This window comes from Kineococcus sp. NPDC059986, assembly GCF_040702905.1.
Taxonomy (GTDB): Bacteria; Actinomycetota; Actinomycetes; order Actinomycetales; family Kineococcaceae; genus Kineococcus.
Genome location: NZ_JBFBND010000021.1, coordinates 16,599 through 38,482, shown reverse-complemented (window position 1 = coordinate 38,482; position 21,884 = coordinate 16,599). Strand labels below are relative to the sequence as shown.

Below are 21,884 nucleotides of genomic sequence, written 5' to 3'. Positions count from 1 at the left end.
CCGTAGGTTCGCAGCGTGCTCCTGAGCGCCTGCCTCGTCGTCCGCGACGCCGCCACCACTCTGGGCCCCTGCCTGGACTCGGTGGCCGGCGTCGCGGACGAGGTGGTCGTCCTCGACACGGGATCGGTGGACGGGACCTGGGCGCTCCTGCGGGAACGGCCGGGGATCCGGTCCCTGCAGGCGCCGTGGACCGACGACTTCGCCGCCGCCCGCAACGCCGTCCTGGCGGAGGCACGGGGGGAGTGGGTGTTCAGCGTCGACGCCGACGAGGTCGTCTTCGCCGACCGGGATGCGCTGCGCCGCAGCATCTCGGGGACGACCGCACGCACCCTGGCGGTGTGCGTCCGCAACGTCGGGGTGGACGGGGGGCGCGACTACGAGTTGGCGGCGGTGCGGTTGTTCCGCCGCGAGGGTGCCCGGTGGTCGGGGCGCGTCCACGAACAGGTGGACCACCCGTCGGACCGCCCCGCGGTCCCGGTGGAACTGCCGGGTGACGTGGTGCGCCTGGACCACCACGGCTACGCCGACGAGGGAACACGTCGCCGCAAGGGCGAGCGCAACCTCCTGCTGGCCGCCCGGGAGCTCGAAGACCTCCGCACCCGCCCTGGGACGCCCCCGGACCGTCTTGCGGCCGCGGTCCTGGACGTCGGCAGGTCGGCGTTGAGCGCGGGGGACCCGCAGCGCGCCGTCGACGCCTTCGAGGCGGTCCGCGACCTCGTGCCGTCGGGACCGGTCTGGTCCCAGGCGACGGACTACCTCGCGCGGGTCCTGCTGGGCGCGGGGGAGGGTGGGCTCGGTGTCCTCTTGGCGGACCAGCTGTCCGCGGCGGGTGTCGACGACCAGTACTGCCGGTGGTTGCGGGCCCAGGGGCTCGCCCAGAGCGGACGTCCGCACGACGCCCTCGCGCAGCTCGACGACCTCACCCGCATCGTCGACACGGCGGGACGCCGGCACGACCCGGCAGCGCTGGAGGTCCTGCGGGGATTGTGCCGTGAGGCCGTCGAAGGGTGAGCTCAGGCCGCGACGACCCGCAACGGCGCCGGCCGGGCGAGGTGGTACCCCTGCCCCAACCCCACCCCGAGGTCGCGCAGCACCGCCAGTTCGGAGGCCGTCTCGATCCCCTCGGCCACGATCCGCGCGCCCGTCGCCTGTGCGAACGTCACGAGGCCGGCGGTCAACGCCCGGCGGGAGGTGTCGGCGTCGATGCCCCGCACGAGGGAGATGTCGAGCTTGATGAAGTCCGGCAGCACCGTCAGCACGTGCGACAGCGACGCGTAGCCCGCTCCGGTGTCGTCGACGGCGATCCGTAGTCCGTTGCGGCGCAAGGGTTCCAGAGTTCCCAGGAGTGCGGCGTAGTTCGAGACGGCGGAGTGCTCGGTGATCTCGACGACGACCCGGTCCAGCGGCAACGCCTCGAGGCGGCGCAGGAACGCGGGGGTCGTGATCGTGGAGGGGGAGACGTTGAGGGCGAGGAAACCCGGGAGGAAGGGCAACCCCTGCACGGCGTTGTCGAGGGCGGACAGTTCCAGGTCCTGCCCGGCGCCCACCTCGGCGGCCTCGGCGAACCAGCGGTCGGGGGTGGGGGTTCCGCTCGGGAACCTGCTGAGCGCCTCCACCCCCACCGTCGCGCCGGACACGAGGTCGACGACCGGCTGGTAGACGACGTCCGGGCCGCCGGTGGCGTCGAGGTCGGCGAGGCGGGCCAGCCGGGTGCGACGCAGCCGGCGGGCCCCGTCCTCCTCCTCCACGAGCTCCATGACCGCGTCGGCGACGGCGCTCAGCACGTCGGCGTCGCGGGCCCGCAGCAGCGGGTCGGGTTGCCGGGACAGGGCGCACAACGTCCCGTAGAGCGATCCGTCGCGCCGGCGCAGCGGGATCCCGACGTAGGTGCCCATGCCGTGGGCGTGGGCCGAGGACGCCGCGTGCCCGACCCCGAGGTCGGCCACGACGTAGGGACGTCCGGTGGCGACCACCTCGTCGCACAGCCCGTCGCCCGGGGCGGCCGGGGTACCGGGGACGAACGGCACGACCTTCGGGCACGCGACGTTGCGGATGAGGCGCCGGTCGCCCTCGATCGTCGTGATGAACGCGATGTCGGCCCCGAGCTGGCGGCGGGCGAGGTCGAGCAGGGCGTCGAGCGCGCTCCCGCCGGAGGTGCGGGGCGCGGGGACGGGCGTCCGGTCCGGCACGGTCGGCCGGTCGGCGCCGAGCCGCTCCTCGGCCAGGGCCCACGTGGCGAACGACGTCGTGGCGTGCGTGCGGGTCGCGTGCCCGGTCCGGACGGCGACGCCCTCGGCGGCCAGTGCGGTGCGCAACCGGCCGGACAGCGCCGACGCGCCGTCGACGGGGGTCCCGGGCAGCAGGACACCGAACCGGTCCGGGGCGAGGCGGGCGACGAGGTCACCGTCGCGCAGGCGCGCCGACACGGCGCCCGCGACCCGGTGCAGCAGAGCGTCGCCGGCCGGCAGCCCGAGCTCGGCGTTGACGCTGACCAGCCCCGTGACCTCCACGAGCACGACCGAGACGGGCACGGCGTGCCGCGCCGCGTGCGCCTCCTCGGCCACGAGGGTCTCCTGCCACGTCGACAGGGTGGCCACCCCGGAGACCTCGTCCACGCGGGCGGTCGCCGCGGCGCGCCGCTCCGAGCGCGAGCGCGCCGCGAGCTCCAGCTCGGCGGCGAGGAGCGCGCCGAGCAGGTCTGCCTGCAGCCGGATGCTGTCGAGCAGGCCCGGCAGCTGGCCACCGTCGCCCTCGCCGATGCCGCACAGCGAGGCCAGGACCCGTCCGTCGGGGGCGGTCAGCGGCACGCTGACGACGGAGACGTGGGCGCCGGCCACGACGCCCGGCCGGCACAGCAGGGAGTCCGGCCAGCGCGGCAGGTCCAGGGCCAGGGGGTCGGCGCCCAGCTCGACGACGGTGCGGCAGTGGGTGTCCGCCCACGGCAGGGCGTCCCCGGCGGTCAACCCGAAGACGGGGTCCAGGGCGGCGACGAGCACCTGGTCGGGACCTTCGGTGCGCCCGATCCACCAGCTGCTGAGCCCCGCGCGGTGGGCGAGGTCGCGCAGCGCGCGGTGGGCCACGGCGACGAAGTCGACGGCTGGCCCCGGGGCGGGGGAGGTCACGTGCACGGGGATCGGATCCCCCTTCCTGCGGCTTGAGCATCGGTCCACCTCGTGGACGAACGCTTCCGGAATGTCAACGCTGCGTAAAAGGATTGTGACTGACGAAACGCTCTGGGCGCGACGACCGATGGTGGTGGAGAGCGACGGACGCTCGCACGAGACCGCTGAGAACTCCAGGAGACGTCATGGCCACGACCCGCACCACGCTCGCCGCGTGCCTCGTGCTGCAGGGCACCACCGACACGGCAGCCCTCGCGCCCGCCCTGGAGCAGGACCTCCGCGGGCTCGTGGACGTCGCCGACGAGGTCGTCGTCTACGACACGGCCGACCACATCGCCCCCGGCAGCGCCGCGTTCGAGGCGACGCTGCACCCGGCCGTCACCGTCGTCTCCGGCTTCTGGGCCGACGACCGCGAACGAGCCCAGGAGGCTGCGCTGGCCCACGTCGGTGCCGACTGGGCACTGTGCGTCCTCGCCGGTGAGCGCGTGACCATGGCGACCGAGGAGCTGCGCGACCTCCTGCATCGCGCCACCGACGTCCCCGCCATGTCGGTGCGCGTCGACGACGTCGTGCGCGGCACGCACCGCTCGGCGCGGCTGCTGCACAAGGCCGGCGTGGGTCGCCTCTCCGGGGACGTCCTCGAGGTGCCGAGCGCGCTGCTGACCGTCTGCCAGCCGGTCGCGACGACCGCGAGCCTGCCCCGGCAGCGGGGGGTCTTCGACCGGGTCTGACTCGGTGCAGTGGCATGGGTGGGCAGCTAGGCTGACTCCGACCAGGAGGAGGTGTCCCGTGACCGAGCAGTCGAGCTTGTTGTCCACCGTGGGACGGTCCCTCACCTGGGAGGAGTACCAGAGCCTTCCGGAGGGCCCGCGTGCGGAGTACATCGACGGGCACCTCGTCGTGAGTCCGAGTCCCAGTGAGCAGCACCAGTTCATCGCGCTGGAGCTGGCGTGGCTGATCAGAGCCGTCCTGCCGGTGACGCACCGGGTGAACACGGCGTGGGCGTGGAAGCCTGGTCGGGACGAGTTCATCCCCGACGTCATGGTCTACGACGCCGCCACCGCGAGCGCCGGGACGGGCGCTCGCTTCACCGGCACCCCCGAGCTCGTGGTGGAGGTCTTGTCCTCCAATCGCGGCGACGACCTCGTCTGGAAGAGCGCGAAGTACGCCGCGGCAGGGTTGAAGCGGTACTGGATCGTGGACCCGCGCGACGAACTGGTCACTGCGTACGCGCTCGTCGAGGGCATCCTCACCCCGATGGCTGCCCTAGGACGCGGCGACGTCGCCGACCTGGACTTGGGGATCGCGACCGTCCGCGTCGACGTGGCGGAACTGCTCGGCTGATCAGTCCCCGGAGACGGAGAAGTGCTGGTAGTCCTTCAGGGACGACCAGTCCCCGCCCCAGGAGAACCCGTGGTCGGCGAACGTCCGCACGACCGGATCCCCGGCCAGCACGACTCCGCGCCCGGGCCGGCGGTCGACGAACGCGCGGCCCGCGGCGGGCAGGACGGTCGACCCCTTGACGTAGGGGTTCTCGACGGGGTTGAGGTCGATCGCCGTGCCGTAGGAGTGCTCGGAGAAACCCGACCCGCCGGTCGTCGCGCGGCAGTTGAAGGCCGAGGTGTTGTCGGCGGCCATCGAGGCGTCGTCCGAACCCCCGAACGCCTCGACGGGTTCCATCCGCGCGATCGGGAACCGCTGGGCGTACAACTGCGCGAACACCGCGACGACGGCGTCCGCGACGTCGGCGTGCACGACGAGCCGCCCCGTCGAGGGGGCGCCGGCGAAGTCGACGAAGGAGACCGTCACCGTCCGCAGCTTCGCGGGCGCGACGGGGCAGCCCGGTCGCCAGGACGCGGACAGTTCCGCGGCGCTCACCGCGGCGACCGAGGAGGTGAACGCGGGGACGACGGGCGTGCGCAGCGGACGCGGGTTCTGGCTGACGCGCGGGGCGTCGGCACCCACGGTCGCGGGGGGCGCCGCGCAGGCCCCCAGCAGGAGGAGCAGCGGCAGGACGACGGTGCGCAGGCGACCCATCACCGCACGTTACCTCCTCAGGCGGTGCGCACCGGGGACGCCACGGACGTGGTCACGTCGACCTCGCGGTCCCGCTGCGCCACCCCGGCCACGACCGCGAGGAACAGGGCCGGCCCGACCATCTCGCACGCCTCCTCCACCGCCTGCAACGTGCCCAGGGCCAGGCCCTGTTCGCTGAAACCGATGTCGGACAACGCGTTGGCCACCATCTCCAACCCCACCGAACCCCCGACGTAGAGCACGCCGGCGAGCAGGGCGAGCGCCGCGGTCCGCCGCGGCAGCGCCAGCAGGAACCGCGCGTAGAACAGGGCGACGAGCACGACGGCGGGCAGGGCCGCGGCGACCCAGGCGTACTTGAACACCCCGGCGTCGCCGACGACCGCCGTCATCGGGTCGACGAGCTTCTCGTGCAGACCCACGAGTTCGTCGAGGGACAGGTAGCAGAACCCCGCGCCCAGGACCATCCAGTGCCACCGCCAGCGGCGGCCTTCGACGAAGGCGCGGCGACCGACCTCGAAGGTCACGAGCCCGGTGACGGTCAGCAGGACCGCGGAGAACCACGACGGCAGGTTCGTCTCGGCGTTGACGTCGACGAACTTGCGAGCCGCGACGACGGCGCCGGAGTCCACGCCGAAACCCACCGTCAGGAGCAAGAAGGCGTAGCTGGCGGCCGACAGGACGACGATCACGCCCAGCAGGACGAAGAACAGGTGGCGCGGTCGGACGGTGACCTCGAGCATCGGCGGGAACCCCCGGTCGTGCCCGGTGCCGGAAGGTCAGGCGGTGGGCGGGGTCACAGGTTAACCACGGATGAACCCGTGGTGAACCCGGAACGGTGGGCCGAACGGGTGACTTCCGGCCCCGGGCTCAGTTTTCCGGCCTCCAGGTCCAGGACCCGGTCGGCGCGGTCCAGACCCTCCTCCCGGTGGGCCAGCAGCAGGACGGTCCGTCCCGCCCGCACGTCCAGCAGGTCGGCGACGAGACGACGTCCCGTGGCTTCGTCCAGCCCCTCGGAGGGCTCGTCGAGGACCAGGACCCGCACGTCGGCCAGCAGGGCGCGGGCCATCGCGAGCCGCCGGCGCTCCCCACCGGACAGCGGCGCGCCGCCGTCGCCGACGTGGGAGTCCAGACCGCGGGGCAGGGCGCGCAGCCAGTCGCCCAGGCGCACCCGCTCCAGGACCGCGACGAGGTCCTCGTCGCCCGCCCCGGGCGCCGCGAGCAGCAGGTTCTGCCGCACCGACGTGGCGAACACGTGCTCGTCGTCGCCGACCCGTCCCACCACTGACCGGACGTCGTCACCGGCGAGAGCGCGCACGTCGACGCCGTCGAGGAGCACCTCCCCACCGACCGGGTCGAGGAAGCGCTGCAGGACAGCGGCCAGCGTCGACTTGCCCGACCCCGACGGCCCGCGCACGGCGACGACCTCCCCCGCCCGCAGGTCCAGGTCCACCCCGTCCAGGCAGGGGGTGGCGCTCGTGCGGTCCCAGTCCGCCCGCAGGCCCCGCACCCGCAGGACCGTGGGCGACGGGGCGGGCAACGGCGACGGCTGCGCCGGCTCCGCGGCGGGGACCGGGGTGGCGAGCAGGGCCGCCTCCCGTTCCCGGGCCCGGCGGGCGCGCACGGCGGCGCGGGCGGCGTCCGGCAGACCCCGGGTGGCGTCGGCGAGGACGACCCCCGCCAGCACCGCCGCGGCCGTCCACGCGACCGGTGCGCCGCCGACCTCGAACCGACCGGCGGCAGCCGCGAGGCCCAGGGCCACCAGCCCGGCCACGGCGGCGGTCAGCCCGGCCGTCGCGGCCGCGGCGCGCGCCCGCCGCCGTTCCCGCCCGGCCAGCACGGACTGGCGCTGCCGCACCGTGTCCAGCGCGGTGTCGGCCGGGAGCGTCTGCAGGTCCTCGACGGTGTCGAGGACCTCGACCGTCGCGGCGCTCAACGCGCCCGCCGCCGCGCGGTGCGAGCCGGTGGAGGCCCCCTCCCGACGTTCCGCGGCCGCCGCGACGACGGGCGCCGCGACGACCGCCACGAGCAGGCCCGGGACCGCGGCCAGGGCCAGCAGCGGGTGCACGACGGCGAGCGCCGTCACGCCCAGCAGGAGCGCCACGACCGTCACGGTCGCCGGGTGGCGGGCGCGCAGCACACCGTCGACGCGGGCGTCCACGTCGTCGGCGAGCTGCACCAGCAGTTCCCCGGATCGACCGGACTGCTTGCGCGACAACGGTCCCGGCAGCCGCGGCACGAGCGTCGCCACGACGTCGGACCGCCACCGCGCGAGCCGGGCGAACGCCGCGTCGTGGCTCAGCAGCCGCTCGACGTACGCGAGCAGCGGTCGGGCGGTCGCGCTGGCGCGCACGACGACGGCGGCCACCGACAGGGTCAGCACGGGGGGCCGGTCGGCCGCCGACACGAGCAGCCACGTCGCCGCGGCCGTCAACGTCAGCCCCGCCAGCACGGCGACGACACCCGCCGCGACCGCCCCGGGCCCGGCCCAGCGTCCCCGGGCGGTCGGCTCCCCAACGGCGGAGAGCACGTCTCCCGCCCCCGAAGACCGCCTTCCGAGGTTGGAAAGAGTGTTGTCCGCCCCCGAGGGGGCCGGGTGGGGTTCGGGGTGGGGTTCGGGGCGGGTGAGGGAGGTGGTGCGGTCGGCCGCGGCGAGGAGGGCGGGGCGGTGGGCGACCACGAGCACGGCGAGGCCGTCGGCGTGGGCCAGGGACCGCAGCGTCGCCACGACGGCGTCCTCGGACACCGGGTCCAGGTGCGCGGTCGGCTCGTCGAGGACGAGGACCCGGGCTCCCAGCCGGGCCGACAGCACCGTGCGGGCCAGCGCGACGCGCTGGCGCTGACCGGCCGACAATCCCGCGGCGTGCTCCCCGAGGGGGGTCGAGGGGTCCAGGTCGGCCGCGGCGGCAGCGGCCAGCGCTGCCCGGACCTGCTCGTCGGTGGCCTCCCGGCCGGCGCGGACGGCGTCCGCCACGGTGACCGCGTGCCCGAACTCGGGGCGCTGCGGCAGGTGCGCCAGCGCGGGGTCGTGCTCGACGGTGCCCCCGTCGGGGACGAGCACCCCCGCCGCCACCCGGGCCAGCGTCGTCTTGCCCGCCCCGCTGGGGCCCGCGAGGGCGTGCAGCTCGCCCGGGACGACGTCGAGGTCGACGCCGTCCACCACGGGGGTGCCGTCGTCGCGGCGCACCACGACGCCCCGCAACCGGATCCCCGGCACGGGGGCGGAGACGCTGGGGCACAGGGGTAGCGGCGCCGACAGCACGGCGTCCACGTCGTCGACCACGGCCGCCGCGTCCGCGGTGTCGTGGAAGCGGGCGCCCACCTCCCGCAACGGCCGGTACGCCTCCGGGGCCAGCAGGATGACGAGGACGGCGGTGTGCAGGTCCAGCGACCCGCCGGCCAGCCGCATCCCCGCTGTCACCGCGACGAGCCCCACCGACAGCGTCCCGACGAGGTCCAGCGCCGTCGAGGACAGGAAGGCCACCCGCAGCACGGACATCGTCGCGCAGCGGTGCGCGTCCGTCGTGGCCGCCACGGCCGCGACCTGCCGCTGCGCGCGGCGGTGGGCGCGCAACGTCGGCAGCCCCCGGACGGTGTCGAGGAAGTGCGCGGCCAGGGTCCGCTGCGTGCGCCACTGCCGGTCAGCGCGCGCCTGCGTCGCCTTGCCCAGCAGCACGGCGAACACCGGCACCAGCGGCAGCGTCACGAGCACGGTCACGGCGGACTCGACGTCGGTGAGCGCCAGCAGGAGCAGCACCACCGGCGGTAGCAGGACCCCCGGCACGAGCGCGGGCACGTACCGCGTGAACCACCCGTCGAGCGAGGGCAACCCCTGCGTCAGCAACGCCGTGAGCCGGCCGCGACCGAACCGCTCGACCCACGCCGGCCCCAGCCGCAGCGTCCGCTCCAGCACCCGGACCCGCAGGTCGTCGCGCACGGCGCTCGCGGTCCGCTGCGCCAGGCGGGTGGCGGCCCAGGAGGTGAGGACCCGGCCGGCGACGGCCACGAGCAGCAGCCACAGGCCGTGCCCGGGGTCGTCGCGGTGCCACAGGGCGACGACGACGTCGGCGAGGGCGACGGCCTGGACGACGAGCGCCCCGGCGCCGACGGCCTCGACCGCGCCGATCGCGGCGATGCCCGCGCGGGCCGGTCGGGCGTGCCGCAGCAGCCGGGGGTCGACGGGGCCGCGCGGGCCGCGCACCGCGCTCACCGGGCGGCTCGGCCCACCGCGGCGGGGTGGGCGGTGCGCCGCCCGGGACCGCTGGCCACGCGGCGGCGGAACACCCAGTAGGACCAGGCCTGGTAGGCGATGACGCCGGGCAGGACCACGACCCCGGCCACGGTGATGAGGTGCAGGGCTGCGGGGGAGGCCGCGGCCGCGCCGAGGGTCACGTCGCCGGCCGGGCCGAGCGTGCTGCGCAGCAGGACCCACGCGCCGGTGCCCGCGCCGGTCTGCAGGTGGGCGGTGAACACCGCCACGACGCTACCGGCGACGGCCAGGGTCGTCGCCGCGAACGCGAGCGCCTCGGCGCGGCGCCAGGCGGCGACGGCGGCCACGGCCAGCAGGGCGGCCGCGGCGGCGACGACGGCGTGACCGGCGGCGATGAACAGTGCCAGGGCTACGACCAGGAGGGCGGGGGCGGTGGCGACCGTCAGGCGCCGGGCCCGCTGCCGCAGCACCCCGGTCGTGCGCAGTGCGAGGAAGGTCGCGCCGTGGACGGTCGTCAGCAGGACGCCGGCGAACCCGCCCAGGACGGCCCAGGGCCCGAACAGCGGGTCGAGCGAGCGGCCCAGCCCGCCGAGCCAGCCGGCGGTGTGGACCTCACCGCCGGGGGACAGCGCGAGCCCGGAGACGAGGACGCCGAGGACGGCGCCCCAGGTGCCGGCCAGGAGCAGCGAACTGGCGGCCAGCGCCGTGTCGCAGCGGTTCCGCCAGCGGGCGGTGTCGTGCTTGCCGCGGAACTCGATGGCCACACCCCGGACCGCGAGCAGCAGCAGGAGCGCGATCATCGGCAGGTACAGGCCGGACAGCAGGGCCGCGTACCAGTCGGGGAAGGCGGCGAACGTCACGCCGATCGCGGCGACGAGCCACACCTCGTTGCCGTCCCAGACCGGGCCGACGGTGCGGACGGCCGCGCCGCGTTCGGCTTCGGTCCGGCCCAGCAGCGGGCCGAGGAAGCCGACGCCGAAGTCGAAGCCCTCCAGGACGAAGAACAGCACCCAGGCCAGGACGGCGATCCCGAACCACAGGACGGACAGCTCCACGACGGATCCTTCCCGAACTCAGTAGGTGGTGACGAACTCGTCGTCGTCCGCGGCCGGTTCGGCCGGGGCGGGGGCGGGCATCTCCGGCAACCCCTTGCGCACCAGCCGGAACGCGAGCTTCACCCAGACGACGGCCAGGGTTCCGTAGACGACGGTGAAGGCGGCCAGGCTGGTCGCGACCTCGGCGAACGTCAGACCGGGGGAGACCCCGTCGGCGGTCTTGAACAAGCCGAACACGAGCCACGGCTGCCGGGCGGTCTCGGTGAAGATCCAGCCGAAGGAGTTCGCGGCCAGCGGCAGCAGGGGCAGCAGGCCGACCGACCACAGCAGGCCCTGGGCCAGGCGACGGTCCGGGCGCAGGACGCGGGACTTCCGGCTGACCCACAGGTGGGCCGCGGCGACGAGCACGGCGAACATCCCGACGCCGATCATGAGCCGGAAGCTCCAGAACGCCACGGGGATGAAGGGCACGTAGTCGCCGGGGCCGAACTGCGCCGCGTAGGCGTCCTGCAGGTCCTTGATCCCGAGCACCTGGGCCGAGAACGACCCCTTGGCCAGGAAGGACAGGAACCCCGGGACCTCGAGGGAGAACGTCGGCTTGTCGCTGCCGAGCGGGGCGTAGGAGAAGATCGAGAACGGGGCGCCCGTGGTCGTCCGGTACAGCGCCTCGGCGGCGGCCATCTTCATGGGCTGCACCTGGGTGATGACCTTGCCGAGGACGTCGCCGCTGACCGCGACGAGGCCGCCTCCGGTCAGCGTCGCCCAGGCCCCGAACCGCGACAGCGTCCGGAAGGCCGCGAACTCGCGGGTGTCCTCGGCGTAGTCCCCGCGCAGCAGGTGCCACACGCCGACGGCCATGACGAGCGCCCCGCCGGCCATGACGGCGCCGGCGTAGGTGTGCGGGAAGGCGGCGAGGTTCACCTCGTTGAAGAGCAGCTCCGAGAAGCTGCCGAGCCGGGCGCGGCCGGTCTGGGCGTCGATCGTGTAGGCGACGGGGTTCTGCATGAAGGAGTTCGCCGCGAGGATGACGAAGGCGCTGATCGTGGTGCCGACCGCGACGATCCAGATGGTCGCGAGGTGCACGAGGGCCGGGAGCCGGTCGCGGCCGAACCACCACAGGCCGAGGAACGTCGCCTCGAGGAAGAAGGCGAGCATCCCCTCGACCGCCAGGGTGGGGCCGAAGACGTCGCCGTAGAAGCGGGCGAACGAGCTCCAGGACAGGCCGAACTGGAACTCCTGGACCAGGCCGGTGACGACGCCCACGGCGAACGTCGTCATGAGCAGCTTGCCGACCAGGAGCGAGAGGCGTCCGAAGGTGTCGTCCCCGCCGCGGCGGGTGCGCCGCAGGTGCGCCGTCTGCAGCAGCGCCGTGAAGAGCGCCAGGCTGATCGACAAGGGCACGAAGAGGTAGTGGTAGAGCGTCGTCACCGCGAACTGGAGCCGGGTGAGGTCCTCGATGGTCACGTCCTCCGCCTTCCTACGACGTCCTGTCGTACTACGACCAACTGTAGTACTTGAATCGGTAGTACGACGGCTCGCGTTCGGCAGTGTGTTTGACGTAACATCTACCTGTGGCCCTGGGAGAACTCGAACGCGACGTCATGGACCGCCTGTGGGCGGCCGGTGAGCCGTTGACCGTGCGCGAGGTCCACGAGCAGCTGGCCGAGCACCGCAAGATCGCCTACACCACGGTCATGACCGTCCTGGACCGCCTGGCCAAGAAGCACGTCGTGCGCCAGGAGCGCGAGGGGCGAGCCTTCCGCTACACCCCGGTCGCCTCCCGCGAGCAGATGGTCGCCGAGCTCATGCTGGACGCCCTGGGTGGTGTGCCGTCGGTCGACGACCGGCAGGCCGCGCTCGTCCACTTCATCGGGGGCGTCTCGCCCGCGGAGGCCGCCGCGCTGCGCGAGGCGCTCGACGCCGTCGCCCCCGACCGGGGGAACGCCACCCCCTCCGCCTGAGTCGTGCACCGCACCCGGCCGCGGACGCCGTAGGTTCGGACCGTGACAGCCGTCTGGTTCGCAGCACTGGCGCTGCTCCTGGCGGGTCCCGTCCCGGCGCTCCTCGCGCGTGCACGGTGGACCTGGCAGGTCCCGCGCGCCGCCCTCGTGCTCTGGCAGGCCATCGCCCTCGGAGCCGTCCTGGCCACCCTGGGCGCGGGCCTGGCCTCGCTGTCGCTGCTCTTCACCGAGGAACCGGGCTTCCCCTTCCTCGAACGTCACGGCGTCGTCCAGACCACGCTCATCGGCCTCGGGTCCGCCTTGGTGGCCATCGTCACGGTGCGGTTCTGGGTCGTGGCGACCCTCGTCGGGATCCGGACCCGGCGCCGCCGCAACCGGCACCGTGACCTCGTCGACCTGCTGCACCGCAACGAGTCCGTCTCCGAGGTGGACGCGGCGCTGCTGTCCGGGACCGGGGTGCGGGTGCTGTCGGGACCGGGCCGGGTCGCCTACTGCGTGCCCGGGGTCCGCTCCCGCGTCGTCGTCTCCGACGCCATGCTCGCCTGCCTCACCCCCGAGGAGGTGCGGGCCGTGCTCGCCCACGAACGGGCCCACCTGCGGGCCCGGCACGACCTCGTCCTGGAGGGCTTCACCGCCCTGCACGCCGCCTTCCCGCGGTTCGTCTCCAGCCAGGCCGCGCTGGACTCGGTGCGCCTGCTCGTCGAGATGCTCGCCGACGACGCCGCCCGCCGGCGCGCGGGGTCGCAGCCCCTGGCCCGCGCCCTCGTGGCGCTGGCCGGCAGCGACGAGCCCGGTCGGGAGATGCCGGTCGGCTCCGCCGCGCTCGCCCGGGTGCGCCGGCTCGCCGCCCGGCCCCCACGGCGCGGGTTGTCGATCGCGACCTACGCCACGGCCGCGGTCGTCCTCGGCGGTCCGACGCTGGCCATCGCCGTGCCGTGGCTCGAGGCCAGCTACCGCGCGCTGGCCGGCTGAACGCCCGCGAGGGCGCGGACGGCGGACGTCGGGGCAGCCCGGTGCACCGCGATCCGCGGCTCGAAGCGGCTCACCGTCAGCAGCGTCTCCGGCGCGACGCCGGTCATCCAGTCCACGACCTGCGTGGCCGGGTCGGTGAAGGCGTGCTGCAGGACGGCGTGCTCGAGGGCGCGACCGGGGGAGTACCGCGCCCAGCGCGTGACGAACCGGCCGTCGAAGACGCCGTAGCGTCCGGCCCCGGGAACCCCGACGACGTAGGCCGCCAGCTCGCCGTCCAGGCGCAGCGTGGCGAGCTCGCGCCGGCCGACCTCGTCCAGCGCGGCGAGGCGGTCCAGCCAGGTCCGGCGTCCGGCCGGGGTGTCCAGCGGGCAGGGCACGCCGTGGGCGAGGTCGCGGTCGCGGTAGGCGGTCTCCAGTTCCGGCAGCGCGGCCTCGAAGGCGGCCGGGTCGCGCGTCAGGGCCAGGTCGACGCGCACACCGTCGGTGGCCAGCCGGTTCGTCAGCTTGCGCAGGTTCTTGCGCATCCCCGCGCTCACGAGGTGCGCGCCGTCGACGGGTCGCTCCACGACCGGTACGGGCGCCTCCTCGACCGTCCCGGCGCCGGCGGCCGCCGCCAGCGCGTGCGCGGCGGGGGAGTCGGGCAGCCCCGTCAACCGCAACGCGGTGCGGCGGTGGTCCGCCCCGCGGGCGAGGGCCTCGCCGAGGCGGACGGCCCAGTGCACGGGGTCGGCGGTGGCGTGCAGGTCCGGCGTCGTCAGGACCCCGCTGCGGTAGCCGTCCCCGCCGGTCAGCAGGTCCGACGAGGTGCCACCGTCGTGGACCCGGTCGGCGAGCGCGGCCAGGGCGACGGCGCCGCCGGCGCGCACGAGCACCCCCCAGACGGCGCCCGCGGGGGCGGCCGCCACCGCGCGACGCACCCAGGCGGCCGAGGCCGTCACGGGTCCGTGGGCGTCACCGCCGGCGGCTCCGGGGAAGTCCGCGGCGAGCGCCCGCAGGACGGCGTCGCGGCCTTCGAGGAGTTCGTCGGTGGCGGGGGCGGGGGCGGGGGCGGGGGCGGTGCCGGGGGCGGGGCGGAACTGCAGGGGGATGCTCACGAGAACTCTCCGGCCGAGGCCTGGACGGGGACGGGGATCGGGGTGGGGGTGGCGTCGGGAGTCGGGGCGGCGTCGTGGGTGCGGAGCCACTCCTCCAGGTCCGCTGCGGGCAGCGCCTTGGCGTACAACCAGCCCTGGACGACGTCGCAGCCGGCGGCGGCGAGTTCGCGGTTCGTCTCCTCGTCCTCCACACCCTCGGCGACCAGGCGCAGGCCCAGGGAGTGGGCGAGCACGATCGTCGAACGCACGATGGCCAGGGCCCGCGGGTCGCCCGTGAGGTCGGTGAGGAACGACTTGTCGAGCTTGAGGTCGTCGATGGGCAGCTGCCGCAGGTACGCCAGGGAGGAGTACCCCGTGCCGTAGTCGTCGACGGCGACCCGGATCCCCCTGCGGCGCAGACCGTCCAGGATCCCCTGGGCGCGTTCGCGGTCGCCCATGAGGAAGTCCTCGGTGATCTCGATCTCGAGGAGTTCCGGCGGCAGGCCGCGCTCGGTGAGCAGGTCGTCGACCCGGTCGGGCAACGTCACGTCGCCGAGGGAGGAGGCCGACAGGTTCACCGCGACGGACAACGGCCGGCCCGCCGCCGCCCAGACCGCGGCCTGGTCGAGGGCCTGTTCGAGGACGGCCCGCGTCATCGACTCCATGAGCCCGGCGGTCTCGACGACGGGCAGGAAGGCGTCGGGGAAGAGCAGCCCTCGGCGCGGGTGCTGCCAGCGGACGAGGGCCTCGACGCTGTGCACCGCCCCCGTGGCCACGTCGACCTTGGGCTGGTAGTGCAGCAGCATCCGGCGGGCCTCGATGTCGGCGCGCAGGAGTTCGGCGGTCTCCAGCCGCTCTCCGGAGGCGAACTCGTCGACCTCCGCGGTGTAGGAGAACGTTCCCAGGTGCCGGGTCTTGGCGTGGTACATCGCCACGTCGGCCTGCCGCAGCAGGGTCGAGAGCTCCGCGGTGGCGGCGGGCAGGACCGAGACGCCGATGCTGGCGCGGGCGCGGACCTGGACGCCGTCGAGGCCGTACGCCTCGTGCAGGGCGGTGTGCACGGCGTCGGCCACCGACAACGCCTCGGACGGGCCGGCGCCCGCGCGCAGCACGGCGAACTCGTCACCGCCCAGGCGCACGACGACCGTGCGGTCGGTGAGGGCGACCTCGCGGACGCGGCGGGCGATGTCGCGCAGCAGCGCGTCGCCGGCCTGGTGGCCCAGGCTGTCGTTGACCTCCTTGAACCCGTCGAGGTCGAGCAGCAGCAGGGCGACGGTCTCGTCCCCGGTGCACGCGGACAGGAGTTCGGGGGCGCGCCGGTACAGCGCACGGCGGTTGGCCAGTCCCGTGAGTTCGTCGGTGAGGGCGAGTTCGCGGTGCTCGGCCAGTTTGGTGACGTCGCGCAGGGTCGACACGAGCCGGGCCAGGGCGCTGAGGACGGTGGCTGCCGCGACGGCGATCGCGATGGGGTGCAACGGGTAGCGGTGGTCCACGACGAGGACGCCCAGGGCGACCGCGGTGGACACGACCGGGATCGACAGCAGCGCCCAGCCCGGCAGCTGCGGACCCGTCGGCGCCGAGGTCCACCCCGGGGTGAACCCCATGAGCACGACCCCGCAGACCCAGACGCCGTCGGTCAGGCCGCCGGAGACGTAGGTGCCCTGGGCGGTGGCGAAGAGGTAGACGACGTCGGCGACGACGAAGACGACGAGGCCGGCGGCCAGGAACCACAGCCCCTTCGGGGGCCGCCAGCCGTACAGGGCCAGCACGGCGGCCAGGACCATGAGCAGGACGAGGTCGAGGGCGGGGTACGCCGACGTGGTGGCGACGGCGGCCCAACTGCCCTCGGCGGAGACGATGGGTCCGATGACGGCCGCGGCCGCGACGGAACCGACGGCCAGGGCGCCCACGACGCCGTCCAGCCACAGGCTGCGTGCGTGCCGGGCGTCGCGCTGCTTCGCCAGCAGGATGAGGGCCACGAAGACGAGGGGGTAGAAGAGCAGGAACCCCAGGTCGGCGCCGGAGGGGTAGGGCGGGTCGGCCAGCGGGCGCACGACGATCGTCCAGAAGACGTTGCCCGAGCCGTAGACCGCGAGCCCGGCGCTCAGCAGGTACCCGCCGCGGCGGGAGCCCTGGATCGAGAGGGTCCGCACGAGGCACAGCGCGGCTGCCGCCTCGTAGGCCAGGTTGTTGAGGACGCCGTCCAGCACCAGGGAGTAGCCGGGGGCGGGGCGGACCCCGGGCAGCGTCGAGACGACGAACGCCGCGGGCACGAGCAGCAGCACGACGTGCAGTGCACGCTGCCAGCGCGGGGGCAGCACGGACCGCTGCTTGCTGGTTGAGCTCACGACTACCTCCAAGGTCTCCAGAGGTGTCGGTTGCCCCACGGCACAGCTCGACCCGCCATACGGGTGTCGCGCCACCGGGTGGACGAGTGGTGGGCGAGCGGGGGGCGAGGGCGGACGAGGGGTGGACCCCGCCTCAGCCCAGGGCGCAGAGGACCGCGCCGAGCAGCACGAGCCCCACCGACGCCGTCTGGACCCGGCTCAGCCGTTCCCCGTGGACCTGCCGGGCGAGCAGGATCGTCACGGCCGGGTAGAGGGAGGCCAGCACGGAGACCACGCTCACGAGACCGGAGGCCGAGGCGAGTGCGAAGGCGGCGGTCGCGGCGAGGTCGAGCACGCCCAGGGCCAGCAGGAGGGGCAGGTCCCGGCCCTGGACCGCCGGAGCGGTCCGCGCCACGGCGGCCGCGGCGACGACGACCACGACGAGGGAGGACAGCCGCATGCCCAGCAGGGCGCCGGCGACGGACGTCTCGCTGGCGCGGGCCAGCGCGTAGACCTCCACCCCGAACAGCAGCGCCGCCAGCGCCGCCAGCCCGACGGCCGAGACCGGGGTACCTCGTCCTCCGGACAGTTCCGGGCCCGCGGTGCCCACGACGCCGACGAGGGCGAGCCCGGCACCGGCCAGCGCCACGACACCCGGCCGTTCGCCGGTGAGGACGGCGGCGGCGACCGGCACGAGCATCCCGCAGGAGGCGATGGGGGCGACGACACCCATCGTCCCGCGGGCCAGGGCGGTGTAGAGGGCGCCCATGGCCCCGGCCCACGTGACCCCGGCCAGCACAGACCAGCCCAGCCAGGTGCCGGCACCCACCCGGGCCAGCTGGCCCGTGACGAGCAGGAAGGTGAGCAGGACGAGGGCGGACAGGACCTGGGAGACGGCGAGGACCTGCACGGCGCGCAACCGCCGGCTGACGCTGCCGCCCAGGAAGTCCGAGCTGCCCCACAGCACGCTGGCCAGCAGGGCGAGGCCTGCGCTCACGAGGGGAGGCCGGTGGGGGCGGGGGACGACGAGGGGGCGCGCACGGGGTCTCCTCGACCACCGTGCGCGCCCCCTTGAGCGTTCACGCACCCGCTGTGGCGGGCTTCACCCCCGTACCAGCCGGGTCACTGCTGGAGCAGGTACAGCTCCAGCTGGACGATCCCCGGACGGGGGGACTGGGCGTTGACGGCCCGCCAGAAGTCGCGCTTGGCGGACCCGGCGAACACCCCCGGCGCGGCGGCGTCGAGCTGGGCGTTGACCCGGCGGGCCAGGGCGGTCCCGGCACCGGGGTCCCCGGCGGTGCCGAACGTCAGGACGAACGCGGCCCGGCGGTTCTGGGCGGCGAGGTCTCCGACGGCCCCGGCGACGGCGGCGCGGATCGCGTCGTCGGTCGAGGCCCCGTCGACGAGCACCTCGAGCACCACGGGAGCCTGGGCGACCCCGGCCGGGAGCGAAGGGACCGGGTCGGGGGCGGCGGCCGGTGCGGTCACCGTCACCGTCGGCACGGGCGTGGGGACGGGAGCCGCGGTGGGGGTGCTGACCGCTGCCGCGGCACGCGGCGCGTCGACCCCGGCGTGCACGGCGCCGCCGGCGGCGAGCCCGATGATCGTCAGGGCCAGGAGCGCGTCGGCGAAGACCCAGCCTGCGAGGCCCACCGTGCCGTTCTCCTTGCGCTCCGGGCGCAGGGCGGAGCGCCTCACTGGCCCACCCGCGCGTAGCGGCGGGCCGCGAGGTCCTGCAGCGTGCGCGGGGCGACCGCGACGAACTGCTCCTCGACCTCGGGTTCAGGTCGAGCCACCCGGCGGGCGGGGGACTCAGGCTGCACCTGAGGGTGAGGCTGTCCGAGCGGGGTGCGGGGCTCGGGACGGGGCTCCGGACGCGGTTCCGGGCGGGGTTCGGGACGCGGTTCGGGGCGCACGTCCACGCGCGGTTCCGGACGGGGGACCGGCCGGCGGGCCGGAACGACGGGCCGGACCTGCTGCTGGTGCTGCTGCTGACGGGCCGAGGCGAGGGCGATGCGCTCGGGCAGCGCCTCGACCTGGTGGCTCAGCTGGTCCATGACACCGTCGACGACGGAGCCGAGCTCGGAGTTCAGGGACTGGCTCAGGGTCTGCGTGAGGTCCTGGGTCAGGGTGCGGCTCGCGTCGCGGTAGGCGCGGTTGACCTGGCGGACGTGGTCCTCCCCGGCCATGGCCAGCGTCTGCGTGACGGCGGCGGAGACGTCCTCGCGCAGGGTGGAGCCGATGCTGCGCAGGGCGCGGCCCGTCGCGTCCGCGTGCTCGTGCTGGACCTTCTCCAGCCAGCGCGGCACCGAGCGCATGTCGTGGGCGGCCTCGACGAGGCGGTTCTCGATGCCCCGCCAGGTGTCCAGGACCTCGTTCTGGGTCGTCAGCAGGTCCCCGAGCCGTTCCTCGTGCCGGGTGCGGCGGTCGGCGGCCTCGGCGGCCGTCGTCAGGACGCGGGTGGCGGTGCCCAGGGCGGTCTCGGCGGCCTGGGCGGTGCGCTCGACGTCGCGGCGCAGCGTCTCCATCGTGCTCGCGGCGTGCTCGGCGGAGGCCGAGACGTGCTCGCTGAAGGCCTCACCGGTCATCCGGGTGACCTGCTGGACGCTCTCGACGACGGTGGCGTGCATGGTCTCCACGGACTCGCGGGCCGTGCTGGACAGCGACGCGACGTGGCCGGTGACGGCCTCGCCGAAGTCGGCGCTGTGCTTGCTCATGGTCTGCGCGGAGGTGGACAGCTCGGTGATGGACTCGCGGGTCTGGGTGCTGAGGGCCTCGACGGCGGCCGAGACGCCCTCGACGGCGGACAGGACGCGGTCGCGACCCTGCAGCCCCTCGCGCAGCGCCTCGGCCGTGCCGGTGCGGACCTGCTCGAGGTGCTCGGTGAGGGTGCGGGTCGAGTCGGCCAGGGTCCGGGTGTGCTGCTCGCGGTCGGCGGCGATGAGCGCGCCGTGCGTGCTGACGGCCTCGGTGACCGCGGTGCCGAGCTCGGTCGCCGCGCGGGCGACGTCCACACCGCCGGCGTTGGCGGCTTCGGCCGCGGTGATGGCGTGCTGGGCCGAGGACCGGACCGTGGCCACGAGCTCGCTGGTGTCGGCGTGCAGGCGGATGGTCTCGGCCACGAGGCGGCCCAGCTCGGTCAGACCGCGTTCGAAGTGCGCGCCGAGCTGCTCGGCGGCGTTGCTGCGGTGCGGGGCCAGGGCGAGGGTGGCGCGTGCGGCGAAACCGCGCAGGAGCTGCCGGTGGGACTCGTCGGCGTGCGCTGCGCTCAGCTCGTCGGTGCGCTGGCGGCGGTCGGTGGCCACGGCGACGGCGATGGCCGCCGCGATGAGGACGACGGCGAACTCGGCGACGCGGTCGAGGGAGAAGAAGGTGCGCCCGCCGAAGCCGTCGAGCCACAGCTGCAGGAAGGACTCGCCGTCGGCGGCCTCCCCGGCCGCGGACATCGCGCCGTAGGCGCGGCCGGCGAAGAGCAGGCCGACCCACGTCACCATGACGGGGGCGAAGACGAGGATGGTGCGCAGGGAGCCCGAGCGCAGCACGCTGCGGCGCAGCTCCAGGGGCGCGACCGCGGCGTCCACGTCCAGGACGTCGAAGAGGTCCGCGTCCGCCCAGCGGCCCAGCCGGCCGTCGCCGCCGTCGGCCTCGGTGCGGACCGCGGTGGCCAGCTGTGCCAGGACCTGCGCGCGGTGCTGGGAGGGTTCGGCGGCGGTGAGCCGTTCGGCCTCCTCGGCCAGGAGGGCCAGGTCCGTCGGACCCGCGGCGGGCGCGTCGGCGGGACGTTCTGCGCTGTCCATGGAGTGGGGTTCCTGTCCTCGGGGGCTTCGTGGGCGGATCGGCGCGGCGGTCGGCCTCCGGGCTGGGGCGGGAGGTCGCGGCGGGATCGACTGGCCTCTTCCTCGGCGCGCACGGCCGGGAGCTTGAGCCGCTGGATCGCCCGGACGTGCGTCACCCGTCCGGCGCAGCGTCGGGACGCAGCGTGTCCACCGGACCCTGGGTGCCCCCGGTCAAGCCCCACGCCGGCTGCGCCGAAGGAGTGGGTGTGTCTAGATGCCTCGGTGCTCCCGCCGGGCGTCCGGCACGCACGGACTGTGCACGTCGCGGGTGCGGTACCGCCGTTCGGGTGATGCCGGTCGGCCCGCTCGGCGCAGTCGTGGCGAAAACCCGCACAGGAGTGCGGAACTGCACCGATCGGTGCCCCGTCCGGGCTCAAGCCGCACGGCCCCAGGGCCGAAGGAGTGTCTGAGCCTTCAGAACCTCGAGCGTCAGCGCTCGGCTCGATCCCGAAGTCAAGGAAACCCCGGAGGGTGGCCCCGTGTCCGATCTCACCAGCGTCGCACTGCACACCGCGTTGAACGGTCTGCAGGCACGGCAGCGGGCCATCGCCGACAACATCTCCAACATCAACACCAAGGGCTACCTGGCCAACAAGGTGCAGTTCGAGGACGCCCTGGCCAGCGCCGTCGCCGCCGGCGACCCGGCCTCGGCCGCAGGCGCCGACATCTCGACGAAGAAGTCGCTGGAGCCGACCCGTGAGGACGGCAACAACGTGAACCTCGACGAGGAGTCGATCTCGAACATCTCGACGAACCTCAGCTACCAGACGGTGCTGAGCGCGCTGAACTCCAAGTACTCGTTGCTGCGCACCGCGATGAGCAGCCAATGACGACGGATCACCTGGTCCCGTCCACCGGTCCCCGTCCCCTGACCTGACATCCGGAGCGAATCCATGAGCATCTTCGACGCGATCGGCATCGCCGGTACCGGCGTCACCGTGAACCGCAAGTGGATGGACGCCGTGAGCGACAACCTGGCGAACATCAACACGGCCGTCCGGACGTCGGACCCGGCCTACGAAGCCAAGTACGTCGTGGCCGCCGAGGCCGCCGACGGCAAGGGCACGCAGGTCGCCGGCATCGTCACGGGCAGCCCCGAGGGCAAGCTCGTGTACGACCCGACGAACCCCCTCGCCGACGCCCAGGGGTACGTGAAGTACCCCGACATCGACATGAGCACGCAGATGACGAGCCTGATCATGGCGCAGCGCGCCTACCAGGCGAACCTCTCCGTGATCGACCGGTCCAAGGAGGCCTACCAGGCCGCCCTGCAGCTCGGGAAGGCGTGACCGGG

Annotated in this window: 18 protein-coding genes; 7 read left to right on the top strand and 11 right to left on the bottom strand. The window is 74.6% G+C overall.

Translation table 11 applies throughout. The features are described 5' to 3' along the window. Positions 1 to 15: 15 nt before the first annotated feature. A complete protein-coding gene (locus AB0637_RS15975; RefSeq protein ID WP_366173451.1) occupies positions 16 to 1,011 on the top strand; it encodes a glycosyltransferase family 2 protein in 996 nt (331 codons plus the stop codon). 2 nt (positions 1,012 to 1,013) lie between these two features. On the opposite strand, the gene AB0637_RS15970 is transcribed toward AB0637_RS15975, so the two are convergent. Continuing rightward, positions 1,014 to 3,122 (bottom strand): EAL domain-containing protein, encoded by a 2,109-nt coding sequence (locus AB0637_RS15970; RefSeq protein ID WP_366173450.1) that lies wholly within the window; start codon positions 3,120 to 3,122, stop codon positions 1,014 to 1,016. 185 nt (positions 3,123 to 3,307) lie between these two features. Here AB0637_RS15970 and AB0637_RS15965 point away from each other — a divergent pair, with 185 nt between their 5' ends. Both AB0637_RS15965 and AB0637_RS15960 read left to right on the top strand, forming a co-directional pair. Continuing rightward, the gene (locus AB0637_RS15965) at positions 3,308 to 3,853 is read left to right on the top strand and encodes a hypothetical protein (protein WP_366173449.1); all 546 of its coding nucleotides are present in this window, start codon (positions 3,308 to 3,310) and stop codon (positions 3,851 to 3,853) included. A gap of 58 nt (positions 3,854 to 3,911) precedes the next feature. Further along, positions 3,912 to 4,466 (top strand): Uma2 family endonuclease, encoded by a 555-nt coding sequence (locus tag AB0637_RS15960; protein WP_366173448.1) that lies wholly within the window; start codon positions 3,912 to 3,914, stop codon positions 4,464 to 4,466. Here AB0637_RS15960 and AB0637_RS15955 read toward each other — a convergent pair whose 3' ends face one another. Genes AB0637_RS15955 through AB0637_RS15935 form a run of 5 tightly spaced genes read right to left on the bottom strand, consistent with a single transcriptional unit; the run spans position 4,467 to position 11,885 of the window. Then, on the bottom strand, positions 4,467 to 5,159 hold the full coding sequence (locus tag AB0637_RS15955; RefSeq protein ID WP_366173446.1) for a M15 family metallopeptidase: 693 nt from the start codon (positions 5,157 to 5,159) through the stop codon (positions 4,467 to 4,469). Between the two features lie 17 nt (positions 5,160 to 5,176). After that, positions 5,177 to 5,899 (bottom strand): hypothetical protein, encoded by a 723-nt coding sequence (locus tag AB0637_RS15950; RefSeq protein ID WP_366173445.1) that lies wholly within the window; start codon positions 5,897 to 5,899, stop codon positions 5,177 to 5,179. Positions 5,900 to 5,952: 53 nt separating this feature from the next. After that, on the bottom strand, positions 5,953 to 9,366 hold the full coding sequence (cydD, locus tag AB0637_RS15945; protein ID WP_366173443.1) for a thiol reductant ABC exporter subunit CydD: 3,414 nt from the start codon (positions 9,364 to 9,366) through the stop codon (positions 5,953 to 5,955). Beyond that, positions 9,363 to 10,421 (bottom strand): cytochrome d ubiquinol oxidase subunit II, encoded by a 1,059-nt coding sequence (gene cydB, locus AB0637_RS15940; RefSeq protein WP_366173442.1) that lies wholly within the window; start codon positions 10,419 to 10,421, stop codon positions 9,363 to 9,365. The genes cydD and cydB overlap by 4 nt, the downstream gene beginning before the upstream one ends. Before the next feature lie 18 nt (positions 10,422 to 10,439). Next, entirely contained in the window at positions 10,440 to 11,885 is a 1,446-nt protein-coding gene (locus AB0637_RS15935; RefSeq protein ID WP_366173441.1) for a cytochrome ubiquinol oxidase subunit I, read from the bottom strand. 107 nt (positions 11,886 to 11,992) lie between these two features. Between AB0637_RS15935 and AB0637_RS15930 the strand changes: the two genes are divergently transcribed. Both AB0637_RS15930 and AB0637_RS15925 read left to right on the top strand, forming a co-directional pair. Next, positions 11,993 to 12,382, top strand: coding sequence for a BlaI/MecI/CopY family transcriptional regulator (locus tag AB0637_RS15930; protein ID WP_366173440.1), 390 nt, complete (start codon positions 11,993 to 11,995; stop codon positions 12,380 to 12,382). A gap of 42 nt (positions 12,383 to 12,424) precedes the next feature. Further along, complete coding sequence (locus AB0637_RS15925; RefSeq protein WP_366173439.1) at positions 12,425 to 13,354, top strand: M56 family metallopeptidase; 930 nt, start codon at positions 12,425 to 12,427, stop codon at positions 13,352 to 13,354. Here the strand turns inward: AB0637_RS15925 and AB0637_RS15920 are convergent. The 5 genes from AB0637_RS15920 to AB0637_RS15900 form a co-directional block, all read right to left on the bottom strand. Then, on the bottom strand, positions 13,333 to 14,448 hold the full coding sequence (locus AB0637_RS15920; RefSeq protein WP_366173438.1) for a GNAT family N-acetyltransferase: 1,116 nt from the start codon (positions 14,446 to 14,448) through the stop codon (positions 13,333 to 13,335). The two genes, AB0637_RS15925 and AB0637_RS15920, sit on opposite strands and share 22 nt — an antisense overlap. After that, complete coding sequence (locus AB0637_RS15915; protein ID WP_366173437.1) at positions 14,445 to 16,775, bottom strand: EAL domain-containing protein; 2,331 nt, start codon at positions 16,773 to 16,775, stop codon at positions 14,445 to 14,447. Before AB0637_RS15915 ends, AB0637_RS15920 begins: the two co-directional genes overlap by 4 nt. A gap of 133 nt (positions 16,776 to 16,908) precedes the next feature. Beyond that, positions 16,909 to 17,751, bottom strand: a complete 843-nt coding sequence (locus AB0637_RS15910) for an EamA family transporter (protein WP_366173436.1) — start codon at positions 17,749 to 17,751, stop codon at positions 16,909 to 16,911. A gap of 125 nt (positions 17,752 to 17,876) precedes the next feature. Beyond that, positions 17,877 to 18,452, bottom strand: coding sequence for a hypothetical protein (locus tag AB0637_RS15905; RefSeq protein WP_366173435.1), 576 nt, complete (start codon positions 18,450 to 18,452; stop codon positions 17,877 to 17,879). Beyond that, the gene (locus tag AB0637_RS15900) at positions 18,449 to 20,551 is read right to left on the bottom strand and encodes a hypothetical protein (RefSeq protein WP_366173434.1); all 2,103 of its coding nucleotides are present in this window, start codon (positions 20,549 to 20,551) and stop codon (positions 18,449 to 18,451) included. The genes AB0637_RS15905 and AB0637_RS15900 overlap by 4 nt, the downstream gene beginning before the upstream one ends. A gap of 518 nt (positions 20,552 to 21,069) precedes the next feature. On the opposite strand from AB0637_RS15900, the gene flgB reads away from it, so the two are divergent. After that, the gene (gene flgB, locus AB0637_RS15895) at positions 21,070 to 21,420 is read left to right on the top strand and encodes a flagellar basal body rod protein FlgB (protein WP_366173432.1); all 351 of its coding nucleotides are present in this window, start codon (positions 21,070 to 21,072) and stop codon (positions 21,418 to 21,420) included. A 63-nt stretch (positions 21,421 to 21,483) separates the two neighbouring features. Next, positions 21,484 to 21,879, top strand: coding sequence for a flagellar basal body rod protein FlgC (flgC, locus tag AB0637_RS15890; protein ID WP_366173431.1), 396 nt, complete (start codon positions 21,484 to 21,486; stop codon positions 21,877 to 21,879). The last annotated feature ends 5 nt before the right edge of the window (positions 21,880 to 21,884 follow it).

Excerpts from the sequence above, each read along its gene's own strand:
- AB0637_RS15965 (WP_366173449.1), top strand. The coding sequence starts at position 3,308 with ATGGCCACGACCCGCACCACGCTCGCCGCGTGCCTCGTGCTGCAGGGC.
- AB0637_RS15955 (WP_366173446.1), bottom strand. The coding sequence starts at position 5,159 with ATGGGTCGCCTGCGCACCGTCGTCCTGCCGCTGCTCCTCCTGCTGGGG.
- AB0637_RS15950 (WP_366173445.1), bottom strand. The coding sequence starts at position 5,899 with ATGCTCGAGGTCACCGTCCGACCGCGCCACCTGTTCTTCGTCCTGCTG.
- AB0637_RS15900 (WP_366173434.1), bottom strand. The coding sequence starts at position 20,551 with ATGGACAGCGCAGAACGTCCCGCCGACGCGCCCGCCGCGGGTCCGACG.
- flgC (WP_366173431.1), top strand. The coding sequence starts at position 21,484 with ATGAGCATCTTCGACGCGATCGGCATCGCCGGTACCGGCGTCACCGTG.